Source organism: Chlorobaculum parvum NCIB 8327 (assembly GCF_000020505.1).
GTDB classification, from domain to species: domain Bacteria; phylum Bacteroidota; class Chlorobiia; order Chlorobiales; family Chlorobiaceae; genus Chlorobaculum; species Chlorobaculum parvum_A.
In genome coordinates this window covers 1,002,839-1,020,087 of the sequence record NC_011027.1, presented here as the reverse complement: position 1 = coordinate 1,020,087, position 17,249 = coordinate 1,002,839, and the positions used below count along the sequence as shown (strand labels likewise).

Sequence of the window (17,249 nt, the reverse complement as noted above, 5' to 3'; positions counted from 1 at the left end):
TTATTGGTTATCACCAGTCTCGAAGACCGGATCGTGGAAAAGGTTGCGTAACAGGTACAGAGCCGCGAAAGCATACACCACCCCGCCGAAGCCCAGCGCAAGGTCAGAGCCGGTGAAGAAGCTCACGATAATCACGGTGCCTGAAACCAGCATAAGCGCAAGTTGCACGAACGCACGGTTCATGGTATGCTCGTCAAGCAACTGGTCCAGCGGATCACCCGAATGCAAAAGGTCGAGCGAACCCAACTTTTGGATCGCAGGCAGCACAATGTAGATCATCCCGGTGAACGACAGGGTGATCCAGCCCAGCAGCGCCGAGTGGGTGTGGGAGTGGTAAATCCACATCTTGTCGCCACGAATCGGCGGATAGCTGCCGAACAGAATCCCCTTTGCGTAGTAGATATTCAGAATACCGAACGCGCTGGTGGCGAACAGAAACGCCAGCCCGCCGAGCAGGAACGCCAGCGCTGGATGGGCAAAGTTGTTACGGAAATAGTTGCGCAGGAACACCCCGAAGGTGTAGAGCAGCGCCATCACGCCGAAGGTCAGAATGTGGCTGATAAGCATCATGCCGAGGTAATCGCCCAAAAGGATGACGATCAGGAAGTAGAGCACACCGCCGACGAAGAGGTAAAACCAGAGGCTGAAGAGCTGCTTGGCCAGCTCTTTTTTCGATGATTTCCGCCAGGCATAGGTGTAGAGAAAGCCCATCACACTGATGCTCAGCGGGAAGGAGGAGCCGAGGAAATAGGAGGACTGCGTCACGAAGAACGGAATGATGCCGTTATCGGGAAACGCCTCTTTCAGACCCAAGGTGAACAGACCGAGGTTGGCGTTCAGGAGGAACACGACGTCGAAAATGTAGTAGCGCACCGATACCTCGTTCCAGATCTTCGAGACGGAAAGCGTGGTCAGAATTTCGTAAAGCGGCACAACCACCACACCCATCAGCATGAGACCCGCAGCAGCTTTCAGCAACGGCAGCTCGAACGCCACCGCGACAGAAACCATCACCAGCGCCAGCAGCACAAGGCCGATAAACACACGCTGACGCGCCGGATTAATCCTTAGCTCAGGATAGATTGCCGAGGTCAGGTAGCGGTTGAAGAGCAGAATGGCGAGGTTTCCGAATCCAACAAAAAAGATATAGGGATGCACCTTGAGCAGGAACGCATTGTCCGTCAACACCCCCAAACCGCCGACAAGCACGGCAACGGAGATGATAATGACCGAAACGGCAAGAAAGGTTCTGGTGATTCCGCGAAGCGAAGGTTCTGAAGTCACAGGAGTCATGGATCGTTCTGATTTCATTGAGTGCTCACCACGGATTTGCGCATCTCACGGTAAGCTATAACAGAAAGGGCTATGACCGTCACATTGAGCGTCACCGGATTGAACGCTTCGGCCAACAGATGCGGTTCATGCCACGCGACAAAGCCAAACAGGCTCAGCATGGCCGCAATGTTCAAGAGAAACGGCCAGCGCCATGGGGTCAACAACAGCAGAATCCCGAACGCTATCTCACCGTATCCCATGACCGAGCACATAAAACCGAACAGCGGGCCCAGATGTGAAAGCAGCCCCAACTCGACCGGACTCGGGCACACCAGCTTCGGCACGGCGCCCTGATAGAGCCAAACAAAAGCAAGAGCAACCCGGCAGATAAGCACCACCAGCGGCTGAGAGGCAAAAAAATTCATCATGATAAAAAATTCTCGGATTGAGATTGGAAGATAAGGACTTGCAGGCAAAATACACCAACCCCAACGCAATTGGCACATTGAAAGTGCTCAACAGAAGCGACAGATTTCAGCGGAGCCTCACAACGATTAACCTCCACTTCACCTCCCGATTCTCCCGAGTTTTGCGGCAACTAAATTCTTCACCCTGTCGAACCAGACGTACACCACCGGGATTACCAGCAGCGTGAGAAACATTGAGCTCGACAGGCCGCCGACGAGGGCTACGGCGAGACCGGATTTCCATTCGGAGCCGGAGCTGCCGGACAGAGCGATAGGCATGAGTCCAAAAATAAGGGTGAGCGTCGTCATAAGGATGGGGCGCAGGCGTTCGCGCCCGGCTTCGGTGATGGCGGGAATAAGCTCAAGTCCTTCCTCCCGGAACTTGTTGATGAAGTCCACCAGCAGAATCGCGTTCTTACCGACGAGACCGACGAGCATGATAATGCCGAGAATGGTGAAAATGCTGAGCGATTTGCCTAACAGCGCCAGCGCCCAGAGCGCGCCGATGATGGCGAGCGGAATGGAGAACATGACCACGCCAGGCCAGAGCCATGAGTCGTAGAGCGCAACCATGATGAGATAGACAAAAAGGATTGCCACAATGAAAGCGTAGAGCAGGCTGACGTTGGACTCCCCCTGCCGTTTGAGGTCGGCCTGGTATTCGCGAGTGACGCTGGCAGGCATGATCCCCTGCTGCTTCATGTTGGTAATGACTCGCTCGATCTCCTGCCCGATTGCGCCGACCGGACGGCCCACCACCTGCGCCTTGACCCAGACCGATTCGTTGCGGTTGTGGCGTTGCAGCAGGGCGTAGCCGCGCGACTGTTCAAGGCGGGCGAACTGACCGAGACGCACCAGATCACCGGCCGGCGTGCGGAACGAGAGGTCGCCGATACTGCCGGTGCGCTTGCGGAAGCGCTCGTCGAGAATGAGGCGAATGTCGTACTCGTCGCCCTCTTCACGATACTTGTTCGTGTCGTCCCCCTCGAAACCGATGCGCATGGCCGACCCCACCTCGGCGAGATTAAGCCCGAAGGCTGCCATCTGCTCGCGGTCAACCTCAACGCGCATCTCGGGCATTCCAGGCTGCGAACTCAGCCGAACATCGGCTGTGCCGCGAATCGTTTTGAGGCTGTCCTGCAGCGCATTGGCCACACGCGCAACCTCGCTCCGCGACGGGCCGCTCAGAATCACCGTAACCGGCGTTTCGTTGGCCGTGCCGAAGATGCCGATAGGGTTGACACTCACCTTCAGCCCCGGCGTTCCGGCCAGCTCCTCGCGGACAAGCTGCATGAGCTGGTCGGTCGAACGCGTACGCTTATCCTTGGGCGTCAACTGAACGTTGAGTTCGGCCACGTGGTCAGAAGATTGGCCGAGGAACCCTTCGTTCGAAGTGCCGGTAACAGCGAAGATTTTATCGACTTCGGGATAGCTCCGGAGGCGTCGCTCGACCGTTCGGACAAAGCGATCGGTCTGACGCAGACTCGTGCCAGGCTCCAGTTCGAGCATGATCGAAAAGTCGCCGCGATCCGACACCTCGATGAATTCACCGCCGATTCTACCGGAAACCACCAGCGCCAGCGAGGAGACGAGCAGCAATACGGCGGTCACGACGACCTTCACCGGGTGCTGCAAACCCCAGCCAAGCAGGCGCAGATACCAGTCGCGCCCACGCTCGTACCAGCGCTCGAAGCCAAGAGCGATGCGCCCCCCGAGAGACGATTCGGAAAGCTGCTCGACTTTGGAGAAGCGCGAGGCGAGCAGCGGCGTCACCGTAAAGGAGACAAAGAGGCTCACCAGCGTCGAAATCACCATCACCACGGCGAACTCGCGCAGGATGTCGCCAACCAGCCCGCTGAGCAGCGAGAGCGGCAGGAACACCACCACGTCAACCAGCGTAATCGCAACCGCCGTAAAGCCGATCTCATTCCGTCCCACCAGCGCTGCTTCACGCGGCGCTTCGCCCTGTTCGAGGTGGCGGTAGATGTTCTCCAGCACCACAATCGAGTCATCCACCAGAATACCGATCACCAGCGACAGCGACAGCAACGTCATCAGGTTGAGCGAAAAATCGAACAGGTACATCCCGATGAAGGTCGAAACGAGCGAAGTCGGAATCGAAACCATCACGATGAGCGAGTTGCGCAGGCTGTGCAGGAAGAGCAGCATAACGACGGCAACCAGCAGAATCGCAAGCAAAAGGTCGTGCTGCACGGCGTTGACCGCATCAACGGTGAAGGTCGAGGCGTCCTGCCCGATCACGAAGTGCAGACCCTTACCGGCGTAGCGCTGTTCCAGCTCGGCGAGCTTCTCTCGCGCCAGGCGGCACACTTCAACCGTGTTGGCGTCGGTCTGTTTGACCACGAGAATACCCACGGCGTTTCGGCCATTGATGCGCGTCAGCGTTTTGATGTCGCGGTAGGTATCCTGCACCTCGGCCACGTCTCGCAGGCGCACCTGCCCGGCTGACCCGCCGTCACGCACCACGAGGTTTCGCATCTGGTCGAGACTCGTGAACTTTCCCGCCATGCGCACAACGTACTTTCGGTCGGGCGCTTCGACCGACCCGGCCGGAAAATCGAGGTTCGCCTTGCGGACTGCATCCAGCAGATCGCCGACCGTCATGCCGAGGCTTTCGAGGCGGTCGAGATCGATGTTGACTCGAATCTCCCGCTCGCGCCCACCCTGAATGGCCACCTGCCCGACGCCTGAAATGTTCGACAGCGCGGGTTTGACGTCATCCTTGAGAAACTGATAAAAGTCGGTATCGGAGAGGTTTGAGGTCGCGCCGATGCGCAAAACAGGCATCTCGTCGATGGCGAAGCGCGACACCACCGGCTCCTTCGCCCCATCCGGAAGATCGTCGCGCGTTTCGTTCACCTTGCGCTGCACATCCTGCAGGGCGAGGTCGATGTCGGCATCGCTGTCGAATTCGATGGTGACCAGCGACAGACCTTCACTGGAGGAGGAGTTGATAGAGGAAATTTTTTCGATGGACGAAACCGCCTCTTCGACCTTCATGGTGATCGAGGTCTCGATTTCGTCCGGCGACGCGCCCGCGTAGATGGTGGTGACGGTGACGTACGGCGTGCTCATGCGCGGCAACAGCTCGTACTGGAGCTGCCGGTAGCTGAAGAAGCCGAGAATGGCGATCACCGAAAACAACACCGCCACCAGCGTCGGACGCCGGATGGCGAGCGCAGTCAGGGAACCGTTCACCGCGCCTCCTCCGGACCGGTGACGGCGACCGGCGAGCCGTCGTCCAGATCGCTCTGGCCGCTCACCACCACCTTGTCGCCCGGTGCAAGCCCCTGGACCACTTCAATCTGCGTGCCGTATTCGGCTCCGGCAACGAGCTTCGTGAGCTTCGCCTTGCCATCGCGAACAACGAACACCGCGGCCTCGGATGCGCTGCCGACAAGCGCCTGACGCGGGATGAGCAGAGCTTCTCGCGACTGTTTGCCGACAAAGGCCGTGCGGGCAAACATCCCTGCGCGGAACGGGGTTTTCAGCGGATTGGGCATGACCGACTCTACTTCGTAGGTGTGATCGCGCGACGATTTGGCGCTGACCGACAGCACACGGGCCTCGAACACCTTGCCCGGCCAAACGTCCGTCGTAATCTGCACCGGCATACCCTCGGTGACCAGTGAGACCTGTTTTTCAGGAATCGAAGAGCGAATTTTGAGCTTCGAGAGATCGACCATGTTAGCCACCTTCGCGCCCGGCTGCACAAGGTCGCCCACCTCGACAAGTTTTGACGTAACGACGCCCGCAAACGGCGCTTTGATCGCCGTATCCTCAAGACGGCGGCGGGCAGCAACCAGATCGGCTTCCGCGTCAGCGAACTTGAGCCTCATCGCCTCGAAGCTAGATTCAGACACCGCGCCTTCCTTGTGAAGCCGCTCGTAGCGTTCGAAATCGCGGTACGCCAGCTCGCGGTTCACCCGGGCTTTGCGCAGAGCCGAGGCCGCGACCTCGTCATCGACATTGAAAAGCGGCTGACCGGCCTTGAGCCTCTCGCCCACCTCGACGTTTACCTTGCGAACAATACCGGAGGTCTCAGCGTGAAGATCGACGTCCCGCCACGCATCGACCAGCGCAACCACGGAAAGGCTGTCGCGCACCGAAGCCAACGTTGCCGGTTCGACGCTCACGGCGATGCTCATCGCCGAAACCCGCTCGCTTTCAGAAGATGGGGTTGTCGGCTTCGGCTTTTTATTCAAAGCCAGAAAAGCCAACACAGCTACCGCCAGCAGCAGCACGACAGCGATGATTCGGTTACGATGCTTCATAGGAGAAAAATAGACTTGGTGGACAAAGCAGGCAAAGAATGCCGAAACACTTTGCTCCACGTCCTCAAACAGAACTTTGTCCAATAATATGACGTATCAACCGAAATCATCAAAAAAAGAAAGGCGGGACATGCCCGCCTTTTCAGAATTTTCCATGCGTTGACTCAGCAGAATCTCTTGGCGATCACGCAGGAGATTTCGGCGGAGGCGTAGACGTGCTCGACAACCGACAGGATGCCGGTGTAGTTGGTGATGTTCGAATCGTTGACTTCTGCCTTGAGCTTTGCGACTGCCTTCTGGTAGATGCCTTCAATCTTTTTCATCATGTCGAGCGTCTCGGTGGCGTGTTTCGAGTTGCCGCTGACGTAGGCTTCGACCGCCTTCTTGATCATTTCGGCGGTGTCGTCACCCATCGGCTTCAGGTCGTACTCGTCCTTGTGCAGAATCTCGATGTTGGCGAGCTGAATGTACTCGGTTTTGTTGGCGATGTTGAGCGCGTACTGACCAAGGGTTTCAAGCTGTCCGAGAATAAAGCGCGCATCAGCCACAGCCTTGTTGGCAGCCTCATCGAGGCTCTGGAAGTTCAGGTACGCGAGCGTCATGTACTCCACCTCGAACTTCAGCTTCTGGATGTACTGCTCGTCGGTGGCAAAAATCGAAACGGCAAGATCCTTGTTCTTTTTGGTCGAAGCCCTGACGGCGTTCATGAGATTGTTTTCTACCATCGAGGAGAGCTTGGTGAGCCTCTGCTTCATGGTTTCGAGCTGCTCGTGCACCGGCCCCGCGGGTTTGGTGGCAAGGTTGAATTTCGAGGGGTCTATCTGGATGGTGAATGCGCTCGGGATAGCCGCTGATTTTGAAGATGCGGAAGATTTCTTACCAAACAGTGCCATAGTGGTGATGCTCGTTGCAGAAATTGGAAGAGTTAGGTACGCCCGCTGCACCGGCAGTATAGGGCGAATTAGACAGCCCTTAATTTACGCTTCCGGATGGGTTAAGGCAAGGCTTGGGGACAAAAAAAGCCCGCCATCAAAAGAGGCGCATTTGCATTCGTTTCTCTGACAGAAAGCAATCGTTCGGCAGCCCGACCTGCCGTCCACTGTAAGGGACTCGCTCATGGCTCCGCTTCCCGAACCACCTGCCCACGCGAGGTGAACGAAATACCCTGCTGCATACCAGTGCCGATCATCACCGTTTCCACAATCGGCGAACTGACCCGTACCGTCGATTTCCATGATACAATGAAGCTCGCTCCGACACCTCCGGCTTTGTCGGACTCATCGATCACATAAACCAGCGTCGAGACAGGACGGACAATCCGTGGGGTTTTCAGCATGTGGCGGATAAAACGTCCTGAAGCATCGAAATAATCGACTTTGGTAACCGTAATCGGCGTATCGGGATCCGAATTCCTGATCGCCAAAGAGGCCGTCAGGTCGAAGGTTTTCAAGCGATCACCAACAAAGATATGCGAGTACGACGGCACATACACCGTCTGCCCTTTTGACCATGACAACGGCTCGGCAAGCAGCGCCGTCAAAGGCATGAGCAAAAACAGAATAGAAACAAGAACTGATCTGATGACTGGAAAAAGGTGGACGGGCTTCATGATTGTTGAGGCTATGGTGACGATATTACGCCTTCGGCACAGGCTGCCAACTCAAGGTAGCATTTCCAGTCGAAACTACGCAAATGGGTCAAAAGCAACTTCCGCCATTGGGCCACCATTCTCCAATGGCGGGGTTTAATTTCGCGCCCCACCCCCACAACACAAAAATCCTGCCACCGGAACGCACGTCTTGTTCCAATGGCAGGATTCATATCATTTCAACCGCGTCAGCGGCTATGCGACCAAACTCAGTCCTGAAGCGACTGGATCAGCTTTTCGAAGCTGTCTTCGTTATGACGGACGATTTCGCCAGTAACCAGGTAGATCACTTCGCGAGCGATGCGGGTGGCGTGGTCGGCCATGCGTTCGATGTAACGTGAAACGCTGAGGATCGCAAGCAACTGCTCGGTATCGGTTGCAGAGCAGCTCTTCATGACCTCGGCCACCTTCTTGAACACAACACGGTGCATGGCATCCACATCTTCATCCATCAGGCAAACCTTGTCGGCAAGCGGCCTGTCTCTTTGGATGAATGCCTCGATCGACTTCCTCACCATACCGGCCGCAAGATTGCCCATCTTCTCGAACTCGTAGGTCTCCATGACCTCCTGACCGAGTTCCGGCATGCGCTCGATGATGTGCACGGCCAAATCGCCGATGCGTTCGAGGTCGTCGTTGATCTTGATAATGGTCACCATCGTGCGCAGGTCGCGGGCGACGGGCTGGTGCAGAGCCAAGAACTCAAGGCACTGCTCTTCGAGCTTCACCTCGGCCTGGTCGATCTCGTCATCGACCACCCTGATCCGCCGGGCGGTCTGGAGATCATTGTGCGTAACGGCGTCCAGAGCTTCCCTGAAGTTCTGCAATACCATCTCGGAAAGCTGTACGAGGGCTTCCGAAAGTTCCTTGATGTACTCGTGAACGGGTCTTTCCGGCATGGGAGTGGTAGAGTTTCGTTAGCTGAATCTTCCGGTTATGTAATCCTCGGTCATTTGATCTTTCGGCCTGGTAAACAACTCGCTTGTAGGCGCATGTTCCACGAGAACACCTTCGTAGAAGAACATCGTGTGGTCCGAAACGCGTGAAGCCTGCTGCATGTTGTGCGTCACAATCATGATGGTATAGCTTCCGCGAAGCTCCTGAATCAGATCCTCGATCTTGGCCGTAGCCTTCGGGTCGAGCGCAGAGGTCGGTTCGTCGAGCAGCAGAATCTCCGGTTCGACGGCAAGGGTGCGGGCAACGCAGAGGCGCTGCTGCTGTCCACCGGACAAGCCGAGAGCGTTCTTGTCGAGCCGGTCGCTGACCTCGTCCCAGAGCGCAGCCTTGCGAAGGCTCTGTTCGACGATGCCTTCGAGCGTCTTGCGATCTCTCACGCCATGCAGGCGCGGACCGTAGGCGATGTTGTCGAAGATCGATTTCGGGAAGGGATTCGGCTTCTGGAACACCATGCCGATCTTCTTGCGCAGGAGCACTTCATCGGTGAATTTACCATAAACATCCTCGCCATCAAACATCAGCGCGCCGGTGGTGTGGCAATTCGGAATCAGATCGTTCATCCGGTTGATGGAACGAAGGAAGGTACTCTTGCCGCAGCCGCTGGGGCCAATGATAGCCGTCACGTACTTCGAGAGAATATCGGCATTGACCTTCTTGACCGCTTCGAACTCTCCGTAATAGATCGAAAAGTTCTTGGCCATAACGTGAGGTTTGCCACCATCATCGATCTTCTTTCGCTCAGGAGGAAGATAAATATCGAGCGCAGGTGAACCGTTGCTCTTTTTCTTGGTATCGGTTGCTTCGAGTGCCATTGGCATGAGTCTCACCCTTTAAGTTTTTTGGATATGCGCGCCCTGAGAATGATTGCGCTCAGGTTGAGCAGAAGGACGATGGTTACCAGAGAGAGCACCATGCCGTACTGGACATGGCGAATCTCGGCGGCAGCTTCATGCTCACTTGCAAGATTGTAAATATTCCACGAAAGTGCAGGTGTCGGTGAATTCAGCACGTCGCCGAGCCCGATGGCAGCACCGACGCTGACGGCAGCCGTAAAGATAATCGGCGCAGTCTCGCCCGCTGCTCTGCCGAGGCTGATGACGCCGCCGGTCAGAATGCCCGGCAAGGCCGCCGGAAGAATCACCGTAACGATCGTATTCCACTTGGTGGAACCGAGCCCGAGCGAGGCCTCCTTGTAGGTCTTCGGTACGGCCAGAATCGCCTCTTCAGCAGCGCGGATGATGGTCGGCAGAATCATGATGGCCAGCGTCAGCGAACCGGCCAGCACACTTTTTGAGTGTGAAACGTGCAGGGTATTGATGAAAAAGGCCAGACCGAACAGACCGAACACGATGCTCGGCACACCGGCCAGCGTACTGTTGGCACTGCGCAACATGCTGGTCAGGAATCCATCTTTCGCATATTCGGTAAAATAAACCGCCGCAATGACACCCAGCGGAAAGGCAAACACCATCGCGCCGATGGCAAGGAAAATGGTGCCCTGGATTTCAGGCCAGATGCCGCCAAAAAAGTGCGCATCGATCGATTTATCGGTGATGAAGCCCCAGTAAACCGTCCACTCGGGAAGCATCATCTTGTCGAGGTTCTCCTCGACGTAGGAGAAGAGCTTAACTAACGAAGTACCCTCGAATTCCGCCGCGCGGCTGACGTCGTAAGGCTTGGCGATCACGTCAGGGTTGGAGTAGTCCCACTTCTGTTCGTAGAGCAGGTCGTGGAGTTTTTCCTCAGCCTTGTCCCACCGGGTCTGGCCGTAGCGGAACCTTGTCAGGGCAGGCTCGGTATCGCCGGGCAGCGGGCCGAAGAGACCTCGCAGCGCAGTTTTGACCTGATCGTAATTGCCGCGATACTTCGACTGCTGTTCATAATCCATCCCGTCGAGTTCCTGATCGAACTCGCTGAGCATGTCGAATACCTTCTGGCGATACTCGTTGGCGCTGGCCTCCTCCTTGCCGATTTTGGCGGCATCTCCGCGATGGAACTCGTTTAGCAGGAGTTTGCGATGCTCGATCGTTCCTTTGAAAACAATCGCGCCGATGCCTTTGGAGGCAATGGGAGCAAGCACGACAAGCAGCGCCAGACCCATGATCACGATCGACCCGAAGCCGAGGGCTGTGAAGGAGCGGTCGAGAAGCTTTCTGGTACCGAGATTCATACGTTCACTTCATTGGTTTGATTGGGCCTCACTGACCGGAAAGAATCTTGCGCTGCCGGACGACAATGCGCTCACTGATGAGGTTACTCACAAAGCTGACAACGAGCAGCAACAGGCCCATCGCGAACAGCACATGGAACCTCGCCGAACCGGTCACCTGGTCGGCCTCGCCCATGTCACCGGCGATCGTGGCCGTCAGGGTTCGAACCGAATCGAGATAGTTGTAGAAAGGCACGGGAATGCTTGACGAGTTACCCGACGCCATCCAGACCACCATCGTCTCGCCAAGGGCGCGCATGATGCCGAGAATGACCGCGGCGAGAATGCCGCTGCTGGCCGCCGGAAGAATCGTCTTCACGATGGTCTCAGCCCTGGTTGCGCCAAGCGCGTAGCTGCCCTCGCGAAGATCGCGCCCGACCGCCTGCAACGCATCTTCGGAAACGCTGACGATGGTCGGCAGAGCCATGAAGCTCAGGATGATCGACACGTTCAGAGCGTTGGTGCCACTGAGAATGGTGAGGCTGTTCAACTTGTTGCCCACAAAATAAAGGAAGCCGAGGGAGATCGCGCCGAGCACCAGGCCGGTAACAAGCGTGGCCCTCTTTTTCTTTGACTCATCGGCTATCGAGGCAGTCATCAGTTCGGCGACAACGATCACCGCGATCAGCAGGAATGGCGCTGAAATAACCCACCAGGTCCACATCAGAATCGGGCCACCGTAGTTCTGAAGCAGCGGCGCAAACACGACGAGGGCGAAAAAGCCGTAGGCAACTGATGGAATAGCCGCCAGCATTTCGATGACCGGCTTGACGTACTGGCGAACCGAGAAAGGAAGAATATCGGAGAGACAGATCGAAGCGATGACGCCCATCGGCACGGCAAGCAGTGCCGAGCCGGCCGTTACCATAACACTACCGTAGATAATGGCCAGTGCGCCGAACTCCGCAGGATCATCTGCGGGATACCAATTGGTGCTGGTGAAAAACTCCCTGAAGCCCCTGAGCTGGAAGAATGGTACCGCATCACGCGCCACGAACCAGAAGATGAAGAGCACGACAATCGCCACGAACGAAGCGATCAGTAACAGCACTCCTTCACCGGTCTTCTGCTTGAACTTCTGGGTCTTGCGCTTTTGTTCGCTGACCACGAATGCGGACGACCTGCCCTGGGTTGGTTTTACTTCATCACTCATACCGTTGCGGTTTTGCAGGTTTGTGGTCCGTTCGCGTTACTTCGACAGGAAACATATGAGCGGCACGTCTTACAATCATAAACAAAATGATACTGTTTAAGGCCGCTCAAATCTACACGCTGGAAGGCAAAGAAAAAAAGGATGGATTGTTACAATTCGGGAACATTCACTCTTCAAAGCAGCTCAACCGGTAGCAGGCTCGCACGGTGAAACGGAGCCTGCCGCCACGGCGAAGAGTGAACGCAAGAATTGATAACCAAATTCAGTATTTAGGAACGAAACCCAACTCGCGGATAATCCTTTTACCATCCGGCGTTTTAGGCAGATCGATGAATTTGGCGACCATCCCTTTAGGCGTGCCGTTGGTGTACATAAACAAAGGACGGGAAAGAGGATAGGTGTTGTTTTTGACCGTTGCGACCGAAGGCATCACCTTGTTGACCGCAATCGGCTTGACGGAAGAATCCACATAGCCGAGGCCAAGAAAGCCGATGGCTCCGCGCGTCTGGGAGACGCGATTCTTGACCGCGCCATTGCTGGCCTGCGTTTCGGCGCTGCGAACCACCTTGCGCTTGTCGAGCACGAGCTCCCTGAAAGTCTCCTGGGTACCGCTGTTGGATTCACGCTGAATGACCACGACCGGAAAGTTGGGGCCGCCCACCTGACGCCAGTTGGTCACCCTGCCGGTATAGATATCGGCAATTTGCGTTTTGGTAAGTGAACGCACGGGATTGGAAGGATGCACAACCATGGCGATGCCGTCGAGAGCCGCCACATGCGCAACCGGGTTGATGCCCTTGGCCTTAGCTGCCGCAAGCTCCTGCGGCTTCATCGAGCGGGACATGTCGGCAATATCGCAGCTGCCGTTGATAAGGCTCTTGGCGCCATTGCCCGAGCCGGATTCGCTGACCGTCACCGGCACTTTGTACTTTTTCATAAACAGTGCCGCGAAAGATTTGGAAATCGGGCCGACGGTGGTCGATCCGTCGATCATGATTCCCTTGGCAACCGCCTCAGGACTTCCACCCCAGGCGATCAGCATTCCCAGCAGCAACAATACCATTCCAGTTCTTCTCATTCAATTCTCCATCTCGTTAACTCGTCGTTGAAAACCGCTCCCGGCACAACCGATGCGTCGAGGGCGTTTAATGTGCCGGAATTTAACCAATGCGCCCCTTCTTTTACAAACTGCATCATCGGCCACGCTGTGCTCGTTAATGACAACGGAATGATGAGCGGCTCAATCGTGTAAAAACGGTTCGCATTCCCCATGTTTTACAGACAAAAAACGGAAGTCTGCCGATGAAAGCAGGCTTCCGCAGAGAAAAGACATGATGCTTCGCTGTGAGGTCGAAGAATCAGTACTTATTGACGAAACCGATCTCGCTGATCATCTTCTTGCCATCTTCGGTTTTCGGCAGATCGATGAACGCTTTCACGTCGCCGGTCGGCTGGCCATTGGTGTACATAAAGAGCGGGCGGGCAACCGGGTATTTGGCAGCCTTGACCGTCGCGACAGTCGGCTCGACGCCATCAACGGCGAGGGCTTTGACCGAAGAGTCAACATAACCGAGGCCGACAAAACCGACAGCAGTCGGGGTCGAAGCAACACGGCTCTTGACGGCGCCGTTGCTGGCCTGGGTTTCGGCACGCTTCGAAATCGGAGCCTCTTTGCCCATAACGAGGTGCTTGAAGGAGTCCTGGGTACCGCTGTTCGACTCACGCTGGATCATGACGATCGGAGCGTTCGGGCCACCGACCTGGCTCCAGTTGCGCACTTTGCCGGAGTAGATATCGCGAATCTGGGCGCGGCTGAGAGCAGCAACCCTGTTGCCGGGGTGCACGATGATGGCGATACCGTCGAGCGCAACGACGTGCTCGACCGGGTTGACGCCTTTCGACTTGGCGGCAGCAATCTCGTTATCCTTCATCGCGCGAGACATGTTGGCGATGTCGCAAGTGCCGTTAATGAGGCTCTTGGCGCCGTTACCGGAACCGGACTCGCTGACGGTCACGTCAACACCGGTCTTCTTGGTGTAGTAGGCAGCGAAAGCCTTGGCGATCGGGCCAACGGTGGTCGAACCGTCGAGGGTGATCTTGCCGGCGGCGGAAGCGCTACCGGTACCCATGAGGCCCATAACAGCTGCACCGAAAACGATTTTCTTAAGCAGGTTCATAATGATAATCCCTGGTTAGATGATTGGTTTGTTTTGAAATAGAATCTTTTCATAGACACCATGCTGCCGATCTCCGAAAAAGGTCGCCCGGCCATACCCGGGCGGCCTTTGCAGCAATCCGGATGAGCACCACACACCCACCCAACGGAAAGAACATTACACACAAAAAGAACAGCAGTTAAAGAATCTTAGAACTTCACGACAACGTCAGCCTGCAGGAGGTGATTGGTCAGATCCTTGTCAGGGCCGGTGATATCGTTGAAGTTGAAGTAGGTCACACCGAGCGTCATGTTCTGGATCAACTGATATTTCGCGTTGAGCTTGATGCCCTCGCAGTTGGTACCACCACCGTTACGATCCGAATCGGTGAACTCGGAAGCAACAGCATCGCTTTCGAGGTGCACATACTCAACTGAACCTTCGATCTGCCCCGGCTTCTTGGCCTTGCCGATCTTCAGACCGACCAGATAACCGTCACGCTCACTGTCATCAATGAAGAAATTATCGTCATGCGAAGCGGTGTTGAAAGCATACTGGCCATAGAGCTTCCACGGCACGGTTTCGGTAAGATCGCCACCGATGCTGCCGAAGAACTCGACGATGTTCAAGTCGTAACCGGGCATGTAGTGCACAAAATCATGGTAACCGACACCGAGGTCGTACTTGAGATCGCTGGCTTCGCCTTTGTAAGCACCCTGAAGCGAAACAAAGTAAGGATCACCCTCGGACTTGCTTTCATTAATCGAGTACCAGCCGGCAATCGCGCCGAAACCGCTCTTCTGCTTGCCGTTGATATCCTTGCCATACTGGAGGGTGATACCTTCCAGGGTCAGGTCGCCGTCCCAGAGCAGATCATCCTCGACAAAGAGGGTGCTCTTGGTCTCGCGCTTACCGAGAAGCAGGTTCACATCGCCATCGAACATCATCGGATGGTAGTTGATGTAAGCCTCATCGAGCATGATGTTCTTCCCGCCAAAATTATTCGTGAGAGTCTGGTTGCGGGAGATCGGATCATCCTCGTCACCGGTAGCAAGACGCAGACCAGCGGACAGCTCTTCGTTGATCCAGGCGTTCATACCGAAACGGACACGGATACGATGACGATCGCGGCTATGATCCTGATCCTCCTGGATCTTGGATTCGTAACGGTAACGGATATCACCTTTCCAGTCCCAATCAACCGCCTGAGCGTTGTTGAAACCCATAGCGGTTGCAAGCGCTACAAAAAAGAGAGTTTTTTTCATAATAAGAGCTTTTGTGTGTTGTGCTGTTTTGTGCTGTGAGAAAAACTGATTGAACACGGAGGAGTGCGCCCCTCCTTTTATGGCCATTAATCTACGCTGTTAATTGTTGAGGAACTGTTAAGGCAGTGAAAAGAGATTGTTAATAACAGCTTTTGTATAGATGAAATACAGACGATACCCCTCTATCCGACTCAAAAGCGGGGCCGGAAAACACCGAAACCCTGATTTTTTCCCGTTCCCGTTCAGACCTGCGGTCTGAAGCCGCGCCGTTTGGCATACGCAACTTCGATCTTGCCGCGCAATCCTTCCGCAAGCTCCTGATACAATCGGCTACGGCTGTCCTTGATGCGGTTGTAGAGTTTGAGAATATCGAGCGTCAGGATGATGCGCGTCGAGCTGCAATTGAGCTCACCGAACAGATGGCTGCCGATCACCTCGAACCCCAGCACGCGGGTGTGAAAGTTCAGCGGCGAGTGCTCCTCGCCCTTGAACACGTCAGTGATGAAGTGCGTGTAGCCACGTTCGACCACCTCAGCCGTTGCGGCCCGCATGAGGCGCAGGGCGACCCGGTACTGCCGCCTGAACTGCGGACGAATCATGAAACGACCTATCTCCACATACTGCCCTGCCGCCTTGAGGGTTTCGAGATCGATGCCCGGCTCAAAGCGCGCCTGGCACGATTCGGGAAGCTCCAGCGACGGATCGTAATAGAGGCGCATGATGCCCGCGGGCTTGCCTCCCACTCTGGCAAGGAACCACGAAAACTGCTGGTTTCCGGCCAACTCGTGCGGAATCTGCTCTTCGATCTCCTGCATCCACTGCTTTTCCCGGACAAACACCTCCTCGATCACCGAAAGAGCATCGAGCCGGTCACGGGACGACAGCACCTTCGAAACGGTTATGAGGGACATAAAGCCTCCATGGTTTGGTTGTCGTTTGTGATAGATTCAGATTCCTCACGGCCGCCGTGCGGATACACCTTGCCGCACAGCACCGAAATGGAGAGCATGACCTGTTCGGCCACCTCCCGCGCAAGCTCACTTTTGCGGACTCTCTGGCCCTCAGCGGGCAGCGAACGGTAGTTGGAAAGCTCCTCTTCGAACTGCATGGGACGACCGAAACGCACCACGATGCGCCCGATGGAGGGCACACGGTTGCGCTTGCCGCTCGCGATAAAGTCGATGCCTACCGGCAGCACTGGAGCGCCCGATTCGAGCGCGATGTAGCCGATACCCGGCTTGGCTTTTAGCAGCGTGGAAGGATCGGGATTGCGCGTGCCTTCGGGAAAAATGCCGATACTCTTCCCCGAAGCGAGCCGCCCGATGCACTCTCCGCGGCTCGACGACGAAGCCTCCCGCAGGCGGGTTCGTTCGAGAAATGGCATGGTGGAGCGCTTGTGGTGGACATAGACCGGATCGATAAGGTTCATCATCCAGCCGATGACCGGCAACCGCCCGAACATCCAGTCGATCACGAAACTCACCGTCCGCCCACCGCGCAGGTAAAAGAGCAGCACCGGCACAAACAGCGACTCGAACGCATTGTTATGATTGAACGCAAAGATGCAGGGCTTGCCGCCAACCGCTTCGAGATGCGAGGCGCCTTCGACCCTGATGAGAAAAAGATTGGGAAACATGAGCATCCTGAGCAGCAAGGCCTTGCCCGCCGTCAGATGCGGAAGCGGTGTGCGAAACAGTTCGAGCAATCGATTCATGAGAAGCTCAACAGACTGTTATAAAACTCATGAGACCTGTGGAACGAAAAGAGCAGGCCGGTGACCACTCTTCCCGCATCCGCCAAACACTCTATTTATTGTTGAAAGTC

General features: G+C 55.9%; 15 protein-coding genes. All 15 read right to left on the bottom strand.

Annotated features, from left to right (window positions below):
• Complete coding sequence (locus CPAR_RS04745) at window positions 1-1,293, bottom strand: hypothetical protein (protein ID WP_012502173.1); 1,293 nt, start codon at window positions 1,291-1,293, stop codon at window positions 1-3.
• Window positions 1,294-1,307: 14 nt separating this feature from the next.
• The gene (locus CPAR_RS04740; RefSeq protein WP_012502172.1) at window positions 1,308-1,703 is read right to left on the bottom strand and encodes a DoxX-like family protein; all 396 of its coding nucleotides are present in this window, start codon (window positions 1,701-1,703) and stop codon (window positions 1,308-1,310) included.
• Window positions 1,704-1,841: 138 nt separating this feature from the next.
• On the bottom strand, window positions 1,842-4,961 hold the full coding sequence (locus tag CPAR_RS04735) for an efflux RND transporter permease subunit (RefSeq protein ID WP_012502171.1): 3,120 nt from the start codon (window positions 4,959-4,961) through the stop codon (window positions 1,842-1,844).
• Window positions 4,958-6,037 (bottom strand): efflux RND transporter periplasmic adaptor subunit, encoded by a 1,080-nt coding sequence (locus CPAR_RS04730; RefSeq protein ID WP_012502170.1) that lies wholly within the window; start codon window positions 6,035-6,037, stop codon window positions 4,958-4,960. Before CPAR_RS04730 ends, CPAR_RS04735 begins: the two co-directional genes overlap by 4 nt.
• Window positions 6,038-6,201: 164 nt before the next feature.
• Entirely contained in the window at window positions 6,202-6,930 is a 729-nt protein-coding gene (locus CPAR_RS04725; RefSeq protein ID WP_012502169.1) for a PhoU domain-containing protein, read from the bottom strand.
• A 221-nt stretch (window positions 6,931-7,151) separates the two neighbouring features.
• The gene (locus CPAR_RS04720) at window positions 7,152-7,583 is read right to left on the bottom strand and encodes a DUF3124 domain-containing protein (protein WP_232203945.1); all 432 of its coding nucleotides are present in this window, start codon (window positions 7,581-7,583) and stop codon (window positions 7,152-7,154) included.
• A 311-nt stretch (window positions 7,584-7,894) separates the two neighbouring features.
• Complete coding sequence (phoU, locus tag CPAR_RS04715) at window positions 7,895-8,584, bottom strand: phosphate signaling complex protein PhoU (protein WP_012502167.1); 690 nt, start codon at window positions 8,582-8,584, stop codon at window positions 7,895-7,897.
• Window positions 8,585-8,602: 18 nt separating this feature from the next.
• Window positions 8,603-9,460, bottom strand: a complete 858-nt coding sequence (gene pstB / locus CPAR_RS04710) for a phosphate ABC transporter ATP-binding protein PstB (protein ID WP_012502166.1) — start codon at window positions 9,458-9,460, stop codon at window positions 8,603-8,605.
• A gap of 5 nt (window positions 9,461-9,465) precedes the next feature.
• Window positions 9,466-10,812, bottom strand: a complete 1,347-nt coding sequence (gene pstA / locus CPAR_RS04705) for a phosphate ABC transporter permease PstA (RefSeq protein ID WP_012502165.1) — start codon at window positions 10,810-10,812, stop codon at window positions 9,466-9,468.
• 28 nt (window positions 10,813-10,840) lie between these two features.
• Window positions 10,841-12,004 carry a phosphate ABC transporter permease subunit PstC gene (gene pstC / locus CPAR_RS04700; RefSeq protein ID WP_012502164.1) on the bottom strand — a complete coding sequence of 388 codons (1,164 nt, stop codon included), beginning with the start codon at window positions 12,002-12,004 and terminating at the stop codon, window positions 10,841-10,843.
• A 262-nt stretch (window positions 12,005-12,266) separates the two neighbouring features.
• Window positions 12,267-13,082: a phosphate ABC transporter substrate-binding protein gene (locus CPAR_RS04695; protein WP_012502163.1), complete on the bottom strand. Its 816-nt coding sequence runs from the start codon at window positions 13,080-13,082 to the stop codon at window positions 12,267-12,269.
• 280 nt (window positions 13,083-13,362) lie between these two features.
• The gene (locus CPAR_RS04685) at window positions 13,363-14,181 is read right to left on the bottom strand and encodes a phosphate ABC transporter substrate-binding protein (RefSeq protein ID WP_012502161.1); all 819 of its coding nucleotides are present in this window, start codon (window positions 14,179-14,181) and stop codon (window positions 13,363-13,365) included.
• Between the two features lie 188 nt (window positions 14,182-14,369).
• Window positions 14,370-15,425: a putative porin gene (locus tag CPAR_RS04680; RefSeq protein ID WP_041466133.1), complete on the bottom strand. Its 1,056-nt coding sequence runs from the start codon at window positions 15,423-15,425 to the stop codon at window positions 14,370-14,372.
• A 242-nt stretch (window positions 15,426-15,667) separates the two neighbouring features.
• A complete protein-coding gene (locus CPAR_RS04675) occupies window positions 15,668-16,336 on the bottom strand; it encodes a GNAT family N-acetyltransferase (RefSeq protein ID WP_012502159.1) in 669 nt (222 codons plus the stop codon).
• Window positions 16,324-17,139 carry a lysophospholipid acyltransferase family protein gene (locus CPAR_RS04670; RefSeq protein ID WP_012502158.1) on the bottom strand — a complete coding sequence of 272 codons (816 nt, stop codon included), beginning with the start codon at window positions 17,137-17,139 and terminating at the stop codon, window positions 16,324-16,326. Before CPAR_RS04670 ends, CPAR_RS04675 begins: the two co-directional genes overlap by 13 nt.
• Between the last annotated feature and the right edge of the window lie 110 nt (window positions 17,140-17,249).

Coding starts and splice junctions, on each gene's coding strand:
- CPAR_RS04745 (WP_012502173.1), bottom strand. CDS start 1,293: ATGACTCCTGTGACTTCAGAACCTTCGCTTCGCGGAATCACCAGAACC.
- CPAR_RS04740 (WP_012502172.1), bottom strand. CDS start 1,703: ATGATGAATTTTTTTGCCTCTCAGCCGCTGGTGGTGCTTATCTGCCGG.
- CPAR_RS04730 (WP_012502170.1), bottom strand. CDS start 6,037: ATGAAGCATCGTAACCGAATCATCGCTGTCGTGCTGCTGCTGGCGGTA.
- CPAR_RS04725 (WP_012502169.1), bottom strand. CDS start 6,930: ATGGCACTGTTTGGTAAGAAATCTTCCGCATCTTCAAAATCAGCGGCT.
- CPAR_RS04720 (WP_232203945.1), bottom strand. CDS start 7,583: ATGCCTTTGACGGCGCTGCTTGCCGAGCCGTTGTCATGGTCAAAAGGG.
- phoU (WP_012502167.1), bottom strand. CDS start 8,584: ATGCCGGAAAGACCCGTTCACGAGTACATCAAGGAACTTTCGGAAGCC.
- pstB (WP_012502166.1), bottom strand. CDS start 9,460: ATGCCAATGGCACTCGAAGCAACCGATACCAAGAAAAAGAGCAACGGT.
- pstA (WP_012502165.1), bottom strand. CDS start 10,812: ATGAATCTCGGTACCAGAAAGCTTCTCGACCGCTCCTTCACAGCCCTC.
- pstC (WP_012502164.1), bottom strand. CDS start 12,004: ATGAGTGATGAAGTAAAACCAACCCAGGGCAGGTCGTCCGCATTCGTG.
- CPAR_RS04695 (WP_012502163.1), bottom strand. CDS start 13,082: ATGAGAAGAACTGGAATGGTATTGTTGCTGCTGGGAATGCTGATCGCC.
- CPAR_RS04685 (WP_012502161.1), bottom strand. CDS start 14,181: ATGAACCTGCTTAAGAAAATCGTTTTCGGTGCAGCTGTTATGGGCCTC.
- CPAR_RS04680 (WP_041466133.1), bottom strand. CDS start 15,425: ATGAAAAAAACTCTCTTTTTTGTAGCGCTTGCAACCGCTATGGGTTTC.
- CPAR_RS04675 (WP_012502159.1), bottom strand. CDS start 16,336: ATGTCCCTCATAACCGTTTCGAAGGTGCTGTCGTCCCGTGACCGGCTC.
- CPAR_RS04670 (WP_012502158.1), bottom strand. CDS start 17,139: ATGAATCGATTGCTCGAACTGTTTCGCACACCGCTTCCGCATCTGACG.